The sequence below is a fragment of the Aquamicrobium sp. YD-1-mutant5 genome (assembly GCF_059509755.1).
In genome coordinates this window covers 107937-122645 of record NZ_JCAKKP010000009.1, presented here as the reverse complement: position 1 = coordinate 122645, position 14709 = coordinate 107937, and the positions used below count along the sequence as shown (strand labels likewise).

Annotated in this window: 14 protein-coding genes; 7 read left to right on the top strand and 7 right to left on the bottom strand. The window is 62.9% G+C overall.

Annotated elements, in window-relative coordinates; genetic code table 11:
• Positions 1–328: 328 nt before the first annotated feature.
• A complete protein-coding gene (rpsO, locus tag AC5XE7_RS13935; protein ID WP_183828000.1) occupies positions 329–598 on the top strand; it encodes a 30S ribosomal protein S15 in 270 nt (89 codons plus the stop codon).
• Between the two features lie 266 nt (positions 599–864).
• On the top strand, positions 865–3006 hold the full coding sequence (gene pnp / locus AC5XE7_RS13930; protein WP_495366493.1) for a polyribonucleotide nucleotidyltransferase: 2142 nt from the start codon (positions 865–867) through the stop codon (positions 3004–3006).
• A 56-nt stretch (positions 3007–3062) separates the two neighbouring features.
• Here pnp and AC5XE7_RS13925 read toward each other — a convergent pair whose 3' ends face one another.
• Positions 3063–4667 carry an ABC-F family ATP-binding cassette domain-containing protein gene (locus tag AC5XE7_RS13925; RefSeq protein WP_495366492.1) on the bottom strand — a complete coding sequence of 535 codons (1605 nt, stop codon included), beginning with the start codon at positions 4665–4667 and terminating at the stop codon, positions 3063–3065.
• Positions 4668–4862: 195 nt separating this feature from the next.
• Between AC5XE7_RS13925 and AC5XE7_RS13920 the strand changes: the two genes are divergently transcribed.
• Positions 4863–5867, top strand: coding sequence for a class I SAM-dependent methyltransferase (locus AC5XE7_RS13920; protein WP_495366491.1), 1005 nt, complete (start codon positions 4863–4865; stop codon positions 5865–5867).
• A 139-nt stretch (positions 5868–6006) separates the two neighbouring features.
• On the opposite strand, the gene fabI is transcribed toward AC5XE7_RS13920, so the two are convergent.
• The 3 genes from fabI to fabA are packed head-to-tail and all read right to left on the bottom strand — an operon-like array spanning position 6007 to position 8605.
• On the bottom strand, positions 6007–6819 hold the full coding sequence (gene fabI / locus AC5XE7_RS13915; protein ID WP_239800794.1) for an enoyl-ACP reductase FabI: 813 nt from the start codon (positions 6817–6819) through the stop codon (positions 6007–6009).
• A gap of 12 nt (positions 6820–6831) precedes the next feature.
• Entirely contained in the window at positions 6832–8052 is a 1221-nt protein-coding gene (fabB, locus tag AC5XE7_RS13910; RefSeq protein WP_495366490.1) for a beta-ketoacyl-ACP synthase I, read from the bottom strand.
• A 37-nt stretch (positions 8053–8089) separates the two neighbouring features.
• Positions 8090–8605, bottom strand: a complete 516-nt coding sequence (gene fabA, locus AC5XE7_RS13905) for a 3-hydroxyacyl-[acyl-carrier-protein] dehydratase FabA (protein ID WP_495366489.1) — start codon at positions 8603–8605, stop codon at positions 8090–8092.
• 272 nt (positions 8606–8877) lie between these two features.
• Here fabA and irrA point away from each other — a divergent pair, with 272 nt between their 5' ends.
• Positions 8878–9282 carry an iron response transcriptional regulator IrrA gene (irrA, locus tag AC5XE7_RS13900; RefSeq protein WP_183828021.1) on the top strand — a complete coding sequence of 135 codons (405 nt, stop codon included), beginning with the start codon at positions 8878–8880 and terminating at the stop codon, positions 9280–9282.
• A 13-nt stretch (positions 9283–9295) separates the two neighbouring features.
• Positions 9296–9652, top strand: a complete 357-nt coding sequence (locus AC5XE7_RS13895; RefSeq protein WP_495366488.1) for a DUF4260 domain-containing protein — start codon at positions 9296–9298, stop codon at positions 9650–9652.
• A gap of 6 nt (positions 9653–9658) precedes the next feature.
• Here the strand turns inward: AC5XE7_RS13895 and AC5XE7_RS13890 are convergent, their stop codons facing one another.
• Positions 9659–10237: an SH3 domain-containing protein gene (locus AC5XE7_RS13890; protein WP_183828027.1), complete on the bottom strand. Its 579-nt coding sequence runs from the start codon at positions 10235–10237 to the stop codon at positions 9659–9661.
• Positions 10238–10406: 169 nt separating this feature from the next.
• Here AC5XE7_RS13890 and AC5XE7_RS13885 point away from each other — a divergent pair, with 169 nt between their 5' ends.
• Positions 10407–11408: a 2-hydroxyacid dehydrogenase gene (locus tag AC5XE7_RS13885; RefSeq protein ID WP_495366487.1), complete on the top strand. Its 1002-nt coding sequence runs from the start codon at positions 10407–10409 to the stop codon at positions 11406–11408.
• 100 nt (positions 11409–11508) lie between these two features.
• Complete coding sequence (locus tag AC5XE7_RS13880; RefSeq protein WP_495366486.1) at positions 11509–12729, top strand: serine hydrolase domain-containing protein; 1221 nt, start codon at positions 11509–11511, stop codon at positions 12727–12729.
• Between the two features lie 2 nt (positions 12730–12731).
• Here AC5XE7_RS13880 and AC5XE7_RS13875 read toward each other — a convergent pair whose 3' ends face one another.
• Together AC5XE7_RS13875 and recF are read right to left on the bottom strand one after the other, a co-directional pair.
• Entirely contained in the window at positions 12732–13499 is a 768-nt protein-coding gene (locus tag AC5XE7_RS13875; RefSeq protein WP_495366485.1) for a molybdopterin-synthase adenylyltransferase MoeB, read from the bottom strand.
• 60 nt (positions 13500–13559) lie between these two features.
• On the bottom strand, positions 13560–14699 hold the full coding sequence (gene recF, locus AC5XE7_RS13870; protein ID WP_495366498.1) for a DNA replication/repair protein RecF: 1140 nt from the start codon (positions 14697–14699) through the stop codon (positions 13560–13562).
• Between the last annotated feature and the right edge of the window lie 10 nt (positions 14700–14709).

Genomic DNA, 14709 nt, shown 5'->3' with positions numbered 1-14709 from the left:
CCCCGTGCCACAACGGGAAGTACGGCGATATGCGCGCCATCTGGCACTCGCTCAGCAGAAACAAATCACCCATCACGGCCTCCTTCAGCAAAGACCGTGAATCACAGATCAAACCAAATTAATAGGTCCTGAGCCTAGGCCCGAAGCTTCCCGATTGGGCCGGGAAAGGGTGCGCGGGGCAGCCATGCTGAATCAGGCTGGCTTTTGGCGGGTAATTGCACTATATGCGCCGCTGTATCGCGCTTTTTGTCGCGAGCTTAGTGGCCTGTGCTGGACGACATCCCGGCTCAAGGCGTCCCGTTTCCTCCAACATATAAGGAAAAGCACGATGTCGATCACTGCCGAACGCAAGCAAGAATTGATGGCACAGTTTGCAACTGCCAAGGGCGACACTGGTTCGCCTGAGGTGCAGGTTGCCATCCTCTCCGAGCGTATCAAGAACCTGACCGAGCACTTCAAGGACCACAAGAAGGACAACCATTCCCGCCGTGGTCTTCTCGCGCTCGTGTCGCAGCGCCGCAGCCTGCTTGACTATCTCAAGAGCAAGGACGTTGCGCGCTACCAGACGCTGATCGAGAGGCTCGAACTGCGTCGCTGACCTGATCTGACCGGCGGGCATCTCAGGATTCCCGCCGGTCGCACATCCGGGCTGCCTATCGGCCCGAATGGTTCCATGGCGGAAAGGGCCGCCGGAACCACCCCGTGGACGGTCATGGGGCAGGATTGCAGGATGCTCGCTCCGGCACTCAGCCGGAATTGCCCCGAGTCTCCCGTTGTCTTGCCCGTGGCTGCCCGAAAGAAGCCAGGAAAGATGAGCCGCGCCCGGCACAGCCGCGTGGCCTTTCCGCATATTAAGGACAAGGCATGTTCAACTATCACAAAGTCGAGATCGAATGGGGCGGCCGTCCGCTCGTTCTGGAGACCGGCAAGATCGCCCGTCAGGCCGACGGCGCCGTGCTCGCCACCTATGGCGAAACCATGGTTCTGGCGACTGTCGTGTCGGCCAAGGAGCCGAAGCCCGGCTTCGATTTTTTCCCGCTGACCGTCAACTATCAGGAAAAGACCTACGCTGCAGGCAAGATCCCCGGCGGTTACTTCAAGCGCGAAGGTCGCCCGAGCGAAAAGGAGACGCTGGTTTCGCGTCTCATCGACCGCCCGATCCGTCCGCTCTTCGCTGACGGCTACAAGAACGACACGCAGGTCGTCGTCACAGTCGTGCAGCACGACCTTGAGAACGATCCGGACATCCTGTCGATCGTTGCCACCTCCGCGGCACTCACCCTGTCGGGCGTTCCCTTCATGGGACCGATCGGCGGCGCGCGCGTCGGCTACATCAATGGCGAATATGTGCTGAACCCGCATATCGACGAAATGACCGAATCGAAGCTCGATCTGGTCGTCGCCGGCACCTCCGAGGCCGTTCTGATGGTCGAGTCGGAAGCGCAGGAACTGTCCGAAGAGGTGATGCTGGGCGCTGTCGTGTTCGGCCAGAAGGGCTTCCAGCCGGTCATCGACGCGATCATCAAGCTGGCCGAAGTGGCCGCCAAGGAGCCGCGCGATCATAGCGTCGCCGATCTCTCCGCGCTTGAAAGCGAAATCCTCGCCATCGCCGAGACCGATCTGCGCGAAGCCTACAAGATCACCGACAAGCAGGCCCGTTACGCTGCCGTCGATGCCGCCAAGGCCAAGGTCAAGGCTGCTTTCACGCCGGCCGAAGGCGAAGAGGCGAAGTGGTCGTCCGAGCAGGTCGCCAGCGTGTTCAAGGAACTCCAGGCCAAGATCGTGCGCTGGAACATCCTCGACACCAGCTCGCGCATCGATGGCCGTGACCTGAGCACCGTTCGCCAGATCGTTTCGGAAGTCGGCATCCTGCCGCGCACCCACGGTTCGGCCCTGTTCACCCGCGGTGAGACGCAGGCGATCGTCGTCGCCACGCTCGGCACCGGCGAGGACGAGCAGTATGTCGACGCGCTGACCGGCATGTACAAGGAGAAGTTCCTCCTTCACTACAACTTCCCGCCCTATTCGGTGGGTGAGACCGGCCGCATGGGTTCGCCGGGCCGCCGCGAGATCGGCCATGGCAAGCTTGCCTGGCGCGCCATCCGTCCGATGCTGCCTTCCGCCGAGCAGTTCCCCTACACGCTGCGCGTGGTTTCCGAGATCACCGAGTCCAACGGCTCGTCCTCGATGGCCACCGTCTGCGGCACCTCGCTGGCTCTGATGGATGCGGGCGTTCCGTTGCAGAAGCCGGTTGCCGGCATCGCCATGGGCCTGATCAAGGAAGGCGAGCGTTTCGCGGTGCTCTCCGACATTCTCGGTGACGAGGACCACCTCGGCGACATGGACTTCAAGGTGGCGGGTACGGCGGGCGGCATCACCTCGCTGCAGATGGACATCAAGATCGACGGCATCACCGAAGAGATCATGCAGGTTGCGCTTGGCCAGGCCAGGGACGGCCGTCTGCACATCCTCGGTGAAATGGGCAAGGCGCTCTCCGAGAGCCGTGGCCAGCTGGGCGAGTTCGCGCCGCGCATCGAAGTCATGAACATCCCGACCGACAAGATCCGCGACGTGATCGGTTCCGGTGGCAAGGTCATCCGCGAGATCGTGGAAAAGACCGGCGCCAAGATCAACATCGAGGATGACGGCACGGTCAAGATCGCGTCGTCGAGCGCCAAGGAAATCGAGGCGGCCAAGAAGTGGATCCACACCATCGTGGCCGAGCCGGAAGTCGGCGAAATCTACGAAGGCACGGTCGTCAAGACCGCCGACTTCGGCGCCTTCGTGAACTTCTTCGGTCCTCGTGACGGTCTGGTCCACATCTCGCAGCTTTCCGACCAGCGCGTCGCCAAGACCACCGACGTGGTCAAGGAAGGCGACAAGGTCTGGGTCAAGCTGATGGGCTTCGACGAGCGCGGCAAGGTTCGCCTGTCCATGAAGGTGGTCGACCAGGCCACCGGCAAGGAAGTCGTCAAGGAAGCGAAGGCCGAAGGCGAAGAAGCCTGAGCCTTTCTTCAGCTCTGAAATATGCGGGCGCGCCTTTCGGCGCGCCCGTTTTCGTTTTATCTGCTATGCAGAATGCGGCCTGACGGCAGTTCGAGACGCCGGGAAATGTCCAGCGCTTCGAGAAACGGCTCGTCATGGCTGACGACGACAAGCGCCCCGTCATACGCCTGAAGACCGGCCTCGATCGCCGCTATGGAATCGAGATCGAGATGGTTGGTCGGCTCGTCCAGAATGAGCAGCGGCGGCGGTTTGATGCCGCCAAGCACGCAGGCGAGTGCTGCTCGCAGCAACTCCCCGCCGCTCAGGTCCGAAACCGTCTGAAGTGCTGCGTCCGCCCTGAAGCCAAAGCGGGCGAGAGACGCCCGGCAGGCATTCTCGCTGGCATCGGGGTTGAGGCGGCGGAAATTGTCGCGGATCGGGGCGGACGGGTCAAGAAGGCTGGCGCGCTGGTCCAGCATGGCGGCGTCCTCCGTCACGCGCACCGTGCCCGCGAGGGGAGAAAGCCGTCCCGTGATCAGTTCCAGCAGCGTCGTCTTGCCGGAGCCGTTCGGGCCGGTAATGGCGATCCGCTCGGGGCCGGTCACCACCATCGTGATGCTGCTGAAAACCGGACGCTCCGCCTGATAGCCGGCTGAGACATTGTCGAGGCTCAACACGGTTCTGCCGGCGGCGAGGCCGGTGGAAGGCAGGGCGACGGCGAGGCTTTGCAGCACTTCGAGGCGCTCTCGCGCCGCCGCGAGGGCTTCCCGGGCCTGCGCCTGCTGGCTGCCGGCTAGGCGGGCACCGGCCCCGCCGCTGTTTTCCGCGCGCTCCTTCATGCCGCCCAGCAGGATGCGCGGCATGTCGCCTTTCGCCGCCTTTCGCTGTCCGGCACCGCCCCGTCGCGCCTTGCGCTCCGTTGCAACCTGTGCGGCGCGCGCCACTTCAGCCGATTTCTTTTCGGCGAAGTCCAGATCGCGCTGCGCTGCCGCCAGCTCCCGCGCCTTGCGCTCCTGATAATGGCTCCAGTTGCCGCCGTAGCGGGTAGCGCCGAGCGTTGTCAGCTCGACGATCTCGTCCATCAGGCCAAGCAGCTCGCGGTCGTGGCTGACGACGAGCGCGCCCTTGCGCCAGCCGGCAAGCATCTCGTAAAGCGCCAGCCGGCCCTGCCGGTCGAGATTGTTGGTGGGTTCGTCCATGAGCAGGAAATCGGCATCGGAAAAAAGCAGCGCGGCAAGACCGGCGCGCGTGCGCTGGCCGCCCGAAAGGGTTTGCAGGCGTGTGTGCGGCGAGGCATCGAGGCCCATTCTGGCAAGAGCCGCCTCCATCCGCTCCTCCAGCGTCCAGTCGGCGTCGGCCAGTTCCTCGACGGTGGCGCTGCCTTCGCTGGCGCGTTGCAGAATGCCGAGTTGCGCATCCACCCCAAACAGGCTGGAAACGGTGGCCTCGGGAGAGACCTGCACAGTCTGGTTGAAGACCGCGAGCGTGCCGTCGACGGACACGGAGCCGGTTTGCGGCGCAAGCCGGCCGGATATCAGATGAAGAATGGTGCTCTTGCCGACACCGTTGCGCCCGATCAGCCCGGTGCGGCCCGGCCCGAAGGCTAGGTCGAGATCGGAGAAAAGGCGACGCCCGTCAGGCGTGGAAAAGCTGAGACTGGAAAGAACGATCGAAGCTGGCATGTGTGAGGATTTCCCTGATGACAAAGCGGGTTCGCGTTGCGTTCAGAGAAAAATCCATCGTGCCGGGGCTCCTGATCAGTTGAATTCGCCCAATAGCTAGGTCTTTCCGGGTGCGGATGCAAGCCGGCGCATTCAAAACCTGTGCCGATCACGAAAGACGCTGCATAAGGGGCAAAATTGCTCTATCAGCCTCTCATGACACGCGAAGCCCTGAAAACCCTTTTCTACCCCTTTGAATCCGGAGCGCTGGATGCGCCGGGAGCGGACAGCCGGGTGCTGTTCTTCGGAGCTGAACCGGGTTTCCGCCTGCCGGAAGGCTTTTCGGCGGAGCTGCATTGCGTGCAGGGGTTCCGGCCGCATCTGCGCGCCCTGCCATCCGCCGGCCGCAAGGTCATGCCCCGCGCGGAAGGTACAGATTACGACATGGCGCTGGTGCTTGCCGGTCGCCATCGCGGCCAGAACGAACTGTGGATCGCCGAGGCGCTGGAGCGCGTCGCGCCGGGTGGCACGGTGCTTGTGGCCGGCGGGAAAGACGACGGCATCGCCTCGCTGCGCAAGCGGATAGGCTCGCTGGTGCCGCTGGTTGACGCTCTGCCGAAATATCATGGCGTAGCCTTCTGGCTGTACCGGCCGGAGGACGATAAGGCGGCAGTCAGCCTGCGCGCGGACAATCCGCCCGCCCTCGTCGAAGGCCGCTTCCATACCGCGCCAGGCATGTTTTCCTTCGAGAAGGCGGATGCCGGTTCGCGGCTTCTGCTCGATCACCTGCCGGAGAAGATTTCCGGTCATGTCGCGGATTTCTGCGCGGGCTGGGGTTATCTCGCGGCCCACATTGCCGACCGGACGCCCTCGCTTGCCTCGCTCGATCTTTATGAGGCCGATTTCGAGGCGCAGGAAGCGGCGCGGACCAACGTGCCGCAAGCCTCCGGCGTGTTCTGGCAGGACCTTCTGGCAGAACCCCTCGAGCGCCGCTACGACTGGATCGTCATGAACCCGCCCTTCCATCAGGGCAGGGCAGCTGAACCCGATATCGGGCAGCGCCTGATCGAGATTGCCGCGAAGGCGCTGAAGCCGGGCGGGCGGCTCGTCATGGTGGCCAACCGGCAACTGCCTTACGAGCCGGTGCTGGCCAGCACCTTCGGATCGTCGCAGGAAATCGCCCGCGACAACCGATTCAAGGTGTTTCTGGCGCGCAGGTAGAGCAATTCCGGCAAAAGTCCGGAGCGATTTTGCATTCGGAATTGCATCGGAAACAACGGCGGGAGGACTTTCCCGAACAAAAAAGCCGGACAGGCATCGCCGGTCCGGCTTTTTGAAAAATAGCGGGTAGAGCGAGAACTCAGCCCTTGTCGCTGTCCATGCGCTTGAGCTCATCCAGGGTCGGCATCGAGACGATGTTGTAGCCGGAATCCACGTAATGGATTTCGCCGGTGACGCCCGAAGACAGGTCCGACAGCAGGTAAAGCGCCGAATTGCCGATCTCGTCGATGTTGACGGTGCGGCGCAGCGGTGCGTTGCGGCTCTGGTAGTTGAACATATAGCGCGCGTCGGAAATGCCGGCACCTGCCAGCGTACGCACCGGACCGGCGGAAATGCCGTTCACGCGGATGCCGCGCGGGCCGTAATCGTTGGCGAGATAGCGCACGCTCGCCTCAAGGCCCGCCTTGGCGACGCCCATGACGTTGTAGTTCGGCATGACCCGTACCGAGCCGGCATAGGTCAGCGTCAGCATCGAGCCGCCTTCGTTCATCAGCGCGGCGGCATTGCGAGCCACTTCGGTGAAGGAATAGCAGGAGATCACCATGGTGCGCACGAAATTGTCGCGCGTGGTGTCGGCGTAAAGGCCCTTCAGCTCGTTCTTGTCGGAAAAGCCGATGGCATGGACGACGAAGTCGAGCCCGCCCCATTCGCTTTTCAGCGTATCGAAGGTAGCGGTGACGGAAGCGCTGTCTTCCACGTCGCAGGGGATGAGAAGCGAGGTGCCGACCTGTTCGGCCAGCGGCTTCACACGGCGGCCGAAAGCCTCGCCCTGATAGGTGAACGCCAGTTCAGCACCCTGCGCGGCCAGCTGTCGAGCGATGCCCCATGCGATGGAGTGGTCGTTCGCCACGCCCATGACAAGCCCGCGCTTGCCCTTCATCAGTGAATCCATTCTGGAATCCTTTTATGCGGAGTAGCGCTGGAACACGAGAGTGGCGTTGGTGCCGCCGAAGCCGAAGGAGTTGGATAGCGCAATGTCGATTTTTGCGTCATCGATGCGCTTGCGGACGATCGGCATGTCCTCGAATTCGGGGTCCAGCTCGGTGATATGGGCGCTTTCGCCGATGAAGCCGGCCTGCATCTGCAGGATCGAGTAGATCGATTCCTGCACGCCGGCGGCGCCCAGCGAATGGCCGGTAAGAGACTTGGTTGACTGAATGTGCGGGGCCTTGTCGCCAAACACTTCGCGGATGGCGCCGATTTCCTTGGAATCGCCGACCGGCGTCGAGGTGCCGTGCGTGTTGATAAGGTCGACATCGCCCTTCACGGTGGCAAGTGCCTGCTTCATGCAGCGCACCGCACCCTCGCCGGAAGGGGCCACCATATCGTAGCCGTCCGAGGTTGCGCCATAGCCCACGATCTCGGCGTAGATCTTCGCGCCGCGCGCCCTGGCGTGTTCCAGTTCCTCAAGAACGAGCACCCCGGCGCCGCCGGCGATGACGAAACCGTCACGGGTGGCGTCATAGGCGCGCGAAGCCGTGGCGGGCGTGTCGTTGTATTTCGAGGACATGGCGCCCATGGCGTCGAACAGGTTCGACATGGTCCAGTCGAGGTCTTCGTGGCCGCCGGCGAACATCATGTCCTGCTTGCCCCACTGGATCATTTCCGCTGCATTGCCGATGCAGTGGGCGGAGGTCGAGCAGGCCGACGAGATCGAATAGTTCACGCCGTGGATCTTGAACCACGTGGCAAGGGTGGCAGAGGCCGTGGACGACATCGCCTTCGGCACGGCGAAGGGGCCGATGCGCTTGGGCGAGCCGTTCTTCAGCGTGGTTTCCGCAGCCTCGACGAGAATGCGCGTGGAAGGGCCGCCCGAACCCATTATGATGCCAGTGCGCTCATTGGTGATGTCGTTCTGCTCCAGCCCGGAATCGGCGATGGCCTGTTCCATGGCAACATGGTTCCACGCGCCACCGCGCGAGAGGAAGCGCATGGCGCGGCGGTCGACCATCTCCGTCGGATCGAGCGTCGGCGAACCCCAGACCTGGGAACGGAAGCCGTGTTCGGCGAAGGAATCGGAAAAGCTGATGCCGGATCTGGCATCGCGAAGCGCGGCCGTGACCTCATCGGCGTTGTTGCCGATGGAGGATACGATACCGAGGCCGGTGACAACGACGCGTCTCATGGAGTGCTCCTTGATGGCAGGCTGGACCCGTGGCGGATCAGGCCGTTGCTTCCTTGAACAGGCCGACCCTCAGGTCGGTGGCCTTGTATATGGTCTCTCCGTCGGCCTTCATCCAGCCGTCGGCGATGCCAAGCACCAGACGACCGCGCATGACGCGCTTGAAGTCGATGCCGTATTCGACCTTCTTCACGGAAGGCGTGACCATGCCGGTGAACTTCACCTCGCCGGTGGAAAGCGCGCGACCCTTGCCGGGTTCGCCAAGCCAACCGAGAAAGAAGCCGGTCAGCTGCCACATGGCATCGAGGCCGAGGCAGCCCGGCATGACCGGATCGCCGATGAAATGGCAGGGGAAGAACCAGAGATCACGATGGATGTCGAGCTCGGCGCGGATGAAACCCTTGTCGTGGTCGCCACCGGTCTCGCTGATCTCGGTGATGCGATCGAACATCAGCATGGGCGGGTAGGGGAGCTGGGCGTTGCCCGGCCCGAACATCTCCCCGCGAGCACAGGCGAGCAATTCTTCGTAATCGTAGCTGGATTTTTCTGCGGCCATTAAAAACGTCCCCGTCCAAGTGAGCGGCTGTGCGCCCTTTAGTTCTAGTAACACAGTCCGTTTCAGGCCGGAAACCGTGGTTTACCTTGAAGGTGTGGCTCTAACGCGACGGTTTGTCCGGGTCAATCCGCTGCTATTGATCGTAAGCCCCCGAAAGAATATATCTGGACACAGAAGGTTTTCGCTTGATCTCCTGAATTTGCCGGAATGGTGGTGTTTTCAGGGCGATGAGGCCGGGCCATGAATTAACGATGGAAGTGTAAGCGCTCAGGATGAGGAACGCTGTGGATAAGCGAGTTCGTGACGCCGGTCTCAGGCCGACGCGCCAGCGCGTCGCGCTGGCAGAGCTGCTTTTTGCCAAAGGTGATCGCCATCTTTCGGCTGAGGAACTGCATGAGGAGGCGCTGGCCGCCGGCGTTCCGGTTTCTCTCGCCACCGTGTACAACTCGCTGCACCAGTTCACCGAAGCCGGCCTGTTGCGCATTCTGGCCCTCGAAGGGTCCAGAACCTATTTCGACACCAACACCTCGGATCACCACCATTTCTTCATCGAGGGCGAGAACCGTATCTTCGACGTCGAGGGCGACGCGATGACGGTCACCAATATTCCGGAACCTCCGGAAGGCATGGAAATCGCCAATGTCGATATCGTGATCCGCCTGCGCCCCAGACAATAATCAGACCTGACCGGTGACAAGGACGCTGCTCAGGCTGGAAGGCGCCGGCCTGCTGTTGGCGGCCGTCATTCTCTATGCCGCATCAGGTGTGAACTGGTGGCTGTTTGCCATTCTGCTTCTGGTGCCGGACCTGTCCATGCTCGGCTATATGAGCGGACCGCGTGTCGGCGCTCATCTCTACAACGCTTTCCACACGACCTTGTGGGGGCTTGCGCTGGCCGTTGCCGGATATGCTTTCACGGCAGAGCTGCCCCTGAGCATCGGGCTGATCTGGCTTGCCCATATCGGCATGGACCGGGCGCTGGGATACGGGCTGAAGGAAGCATCATCCTTTCAGGACACGCATCTTGGCCGCATCGGAAAGGATTGAGCAGGCTCAGTCCTCTACTTTTTCACCCGGATAGGCGCCCCAGACGAGCGACTGGCTGATCCAGCCGGAGCGGCCGGCAAAGCTCATCTCGCACCATTTTCCGTTGCAGGACTTGATCGTGCCGATCGCGCCGGGTTCCACCATGGCCGTCACTGCGGCATCCTCGGAAGGCCGGCGCAGAAGATTGATGCGCGCATCCTTGCCGCGCTGCCATGGCGCAACCATTGCCGTGCGCTTGCCGGAAAGCAGCGACTGGTTCACCCAGCCTTCGGATCCCTCGGCATCGCGCACGCGCCGCCAGGTATCGTATTCCTGAATGATCTCCATCGGCAGACCGGCCTTGGTGTACATCCAGTCGACGGAATAGTTGGTGCCGGGGCCAACGCGCGAATTAACGCGCGCGGACTTCAGGCTGACGAAGCGCGGCAGCGGCAGGCCGGAGGGTCCGAGCCGCACACTCTGGGTCTGCGCGCCGGCGGATTGGGCGCCGGCGGACTGGGCATCGGCGGAAACCGGTGCAACAAGGCCGATCAGCATTGCACCGAGGGCAAGATGGCTAAGGCGAAACGACACGAAACCAGACACTTTCGTTCCCTTGCAGGCATTCTGTTGGATGGAGCGGATGAAGCGGCCGCCCCTTTTTCTTTGTCTTCGGCGGATCGGCTTGGTACATGAGCTATCGAACCGCGACCGCTTTGCAGTTTCGCCGGTCTTGGTTAAAGAGGTCTCAACGGTAACTGCGATCGGGGTAAATATGGCCGGCAGGAAGAAACCTCTCGTCGTCATCACACGCAAGCTGCCCGACCCTGTCGAGACACGCATGCGCGAGCTTTTCGACGCGAGGCTGAATGTCGAGGACCGGCCGATGAGCCAGGCCGAACTGATCGCGGCGGTCCGCGAGGCGGATGTGCTGGTTCCGACAGTTAGCGACCTGATCGATGCCGAGGTTCTGAATGCTGCCGGCGAAAATCTCAAGCTGATCGCCAATTTCGGCAACGGTATCGACAAGATCGATATCGCGGCAGCAACTGCCCGCGGCATCACTGTCACCAATACGCCCGGCGTGCTGACGGAAGACACCGCAGACATGACCATGGCGCTTATTCTGGCCGTGCCGCGCCGGCTCACGGATGGTGCGGCCATTCTGCCCGACGGCAAGAAGTGGGAAGGCTGGTCGCCCACATGGATGCTTGGCCGCCGCATCTGGGGCAAGCGGCTGGGCATCGTCGGCATGGGGCGCATCGGAACCGCTGTCGCCCGCCGCGCCAAGGCCTTCGGCCTCTCGATCCATTACCATAACCGCCACCGGGTGATGCCGGCGCTGGAAGACGAGCTGGAGGCGACCTACTGGGAAAGCCTCGACCAGATGCTGGCGCGCATGGACATCATCTCCGTCAACTGTCCCTCGACGCCGGCCACCTATCACCTTCTGTCTGCCCGCCGTCTGGCGCTGATGCAGCCGGGCGCCTATCTGGTCAACACGGCGCGCGGCGACCTGATCGACGAGCAGGCGATGATCAAGATGCTGGAAGAAGACAAGCTGGCCGGCGCGGGCCTCGATGTCTATGAGAACGAGCCGGCGGTCAATCCCAAGCTGCTCAAGCTGGCGGCTAGGGGCAAGGCGGTGTTGCTGCCGCATATGGGCTCGGCCACGCTGGAAGGCCGCATCGACATGGGCGAGAAAGTCATCATCAACATCCGTGCATTCTGCGACGGACATCGCCCGCCGGATCGGGTGATTCCGACGCGCGTCTGACCGGGCACCCGCCCGCGCCGTTCCCCTTGCGTAAGCCGGGCCTCTGTTGTCTGGCACGAAAAGCCTCTCTATCGTCCGCATGTTCGGGAGGGGAGCATTTATGAGAAAAATTCTTCGTTGGGCTCTGGGCGGCGTGGCAGCGCTGGCCGTGGCGGCGGGTTTGGTTGTCTGGACGTATTGGGACACGATCCAGGATTATCGCGCAGCGCTGGAATATGCCGACAGCTTCAAGCCCGATGTGATCGATCAGAATTTCCGCTCCCTTTTCGTGAAATATCCGTCGATTCGGGTGCCGAAGAGCGCTGTTGCCAGCCCGCTGGAAAAGCAGGAGCGGCCGCTGCCGGAAAACTACAGCTTCGCCGGCGAGAACCGTTCCGTGGAAGAGTGGATCGAGCGCACGCAGACCACAGGCCTCATCGTCATCAGGGATGGTGCCATCGTTCATGAGCGCTATCTGCGCGGCAATGGGCCGGAGACCCAGTCGATCGCCATGTCGCTCTCTAAATCCTTCGTCTCGGCCCTTGTCGGCAGAGCGGTCGAGGATGGCCTGATCGACATCAGCCAGCCTGTGGATAGCTATGCGCCCGTTCTGGCCGAAGGCGGCTACAAGGGCGTCAGCGTCAGGAACGTGCTGCAGATGTCGTCCGGCATCGGATTCAACGAAGACTATGGCGATCTCAACTCGGACATCGTGCGCTACATCATCCAGATCCTGCGCGGCTCGGTGACAGAGTTCACCGCGCATCTGAAGAACGACATCCCGCAGGGCACCGTGAACCGCTACGTCTCGGCCGACACGCAGGTGCTGGGCCTTGTGCTGGAAGGCGCAACGGGCAAGCCTCTGGCCGATTATTTCAACGAGGTTTTGTGGTCGAAGCTCGGCACGGAGGCCGATGCCTACTGGCTGGCGGATCAGAAAGGCGAGGCCATAGCGGCCGGCGGCCTCAACGCCGTGCTTCGGGATTATGCGCGTTTCGGGCTTCTTTATCTGAATGAAGGCCGCACGCTGTCCGGCGAGCAGATCGTGCCGGTGGACTGGGTGAAGGCCTCCACCACACCAGATGCGCCGCACCTGATGCCGGGCCGTGACGACGGCAGAGGCGGCAAGACATATGGCTATGGCTATCAGTGGTGGATACCGGCGGAACGAAAAGGTGGCGACTTCACCGGCGTCGGCATTTACGGGCAGTTCATCTACATCAACCCCGAGCGAAAGATCGTCATCGCCAAGACCTCCGCCTATGCCGACTACAACAATACGGGACAGGAAATGAAGCGGGAGAGCATCGCCGCTTTTCAGGCGATCGCCGAGGGATTGTAAGCCTACTGGCTGTCGGCGCGCCGCTTGTAGCGGATGGTGTCGAAACGGGCGGCAAGCGCATCGTAAAGCAGAAGCCGCCCGACAAGCGGCTCGCCAATGCCGGTGATCAGCTTGATCGCCTCCATCGCCTGCAGGGTGCCCATTACGCCCACAAGCGCGCCGACAACGCCGGCCGCCGCGCAGGAGGGCACCAGCCCCGGCGGCGGCGGTTCCGGAAACAGGTCGCGATAGGACGGGTTTTGTCCGCCATCTTCATTCACCTCGAACGGCATGAGCACGGTGAGCGAGCCGTCGAAACGTCCGACGGCGGCATGAACCAGCGGACGCCTTTCCCGCTCGCACGCATCGGCCACCGCAAAGCGCGTCTCGAAATTGTCGGTTCCGTCTACGGTGAGGTCGTAGGCCGCGACGAGGGCAGGGGCGTTTTCCGGCGTCAGGCGCAGCCGGTGAAGCTCGACCTTCACATGCGGATTGATGCGCAGGATCGCATCGCGCGCACTTTCAGCCTTCGGTCGACCCAGCGATTCCGTGCCGTGGATGATCTGGCGTTGCAGGTTTGAAAGCGACACCTCGTCGTCATCGATAATGCCGAGTGTGCCGACGCCTGCTGCCGCGAGATAAGCGAGAACCGGCGCGCCGAGCCCGCCGGCACCGACCACCAGCACCCGCGCCGCCTTCAGCCGGCGCTGGCCTGCACCGCCGATTTCCGGCAGCACGATGTGGCGCGCATAGCGCTCAAGTTCGTCATCGTTCAGGGAGGGCAGGGTCATGACGCCGACCATAGCGTGTCAGGCGGGACGTGTCATTCGCAGCAATGCCGGATCGTTTGGTCAGGCGGGCGTGTCGTCCACCGTTCCGTGATCCACGGTGAGGAACTGCGCGCGGCCTTCGAGGCTGGAAAACAGCGCTGCATCTGTGCCTGTCATGAAGGCCTGACAGTTCATGTCTTCCAGAATGGAGAACAGCGCCGCGCGGCGGCCGGCATCCAGATGCGCGGCGATCTCGTCGAGCAGCAGGATCGGCGTCATGCCGGAAATCTCGCCGGTCAGCCGCGCATGAGAAAGCACGATGCCGACCAGCAGCGCCTTCTGCTCGCCGGTCGAGCACAGTTCGGCGGGCATGGATTTCGGCCGGTGGCGCACGATGAGGTCGGAGCGGTGCGGACCGTCCAGCGTGCGCCCCGCCGCCCGGTCGCGTTCGCGCCCGGTGGCAAGAGCGCGGCGAAAACCTTCCTCGACATCTACGGCCGGCATGGTGCCGACCTGCGCTTCCAGTTCGCCGGAAAGGGCGATGTCGGCCTGCGGAAAGGGACCGTCGCCGGGCAACTGCTCGATCTTGGCGGCCAGCAGCCGCACCAGTTCCGCACGCGCGGCGGCGATCGCCACGCCGGTCTCGGCAAGCTGCGTCTCGATGGCCTCGAACCAGGCGCCATCGCGGGAATTTTCGGCCAGCAGGCGGTTGCGCCCGCGCATTGCCTTCTCATAGGCCAGCGCGCGCTGGCCGTGAGCGGCGTCTATGGCCAGCACGAGACGGTCGAGAAAACGGCGTCGATCACCGGCAGGGCCGGTGAACAGCGTGTCCATGGAGGGCGTGAGCCACATCACCCGCAGCCATTGCAGCAATTCGTCGGCATTGCGCGCCGGCGCGCCATTGATGCGCACGCGCCGTCCGCCTTCGCCTGCCTCCGCTGCCATGATGCCGGTGCCGATATCGACCTCGCCTTCCGGCCCGTCGAGCTTTGCGTGCAGGGCAAAGCCGCCGTCACCGCCTTCGCGCGCCACTTCTGCATAGGGCGCGCGCCTGAGGCCGCGACCCGGGGCGAGCAGGGAAACTGCTTCGAGAAGATTGGTCTTTCCCGCGCCATTGTCGCCGCTCAGCACAACGGGGCCGGGCTTCAGCTCAAGCGACAGCGCCGCATAGTTGCGAAAGTTGGTCAGGGTGAGCCTGCGGATGTGGGAACTGAGCGGCATGGCCATGGCG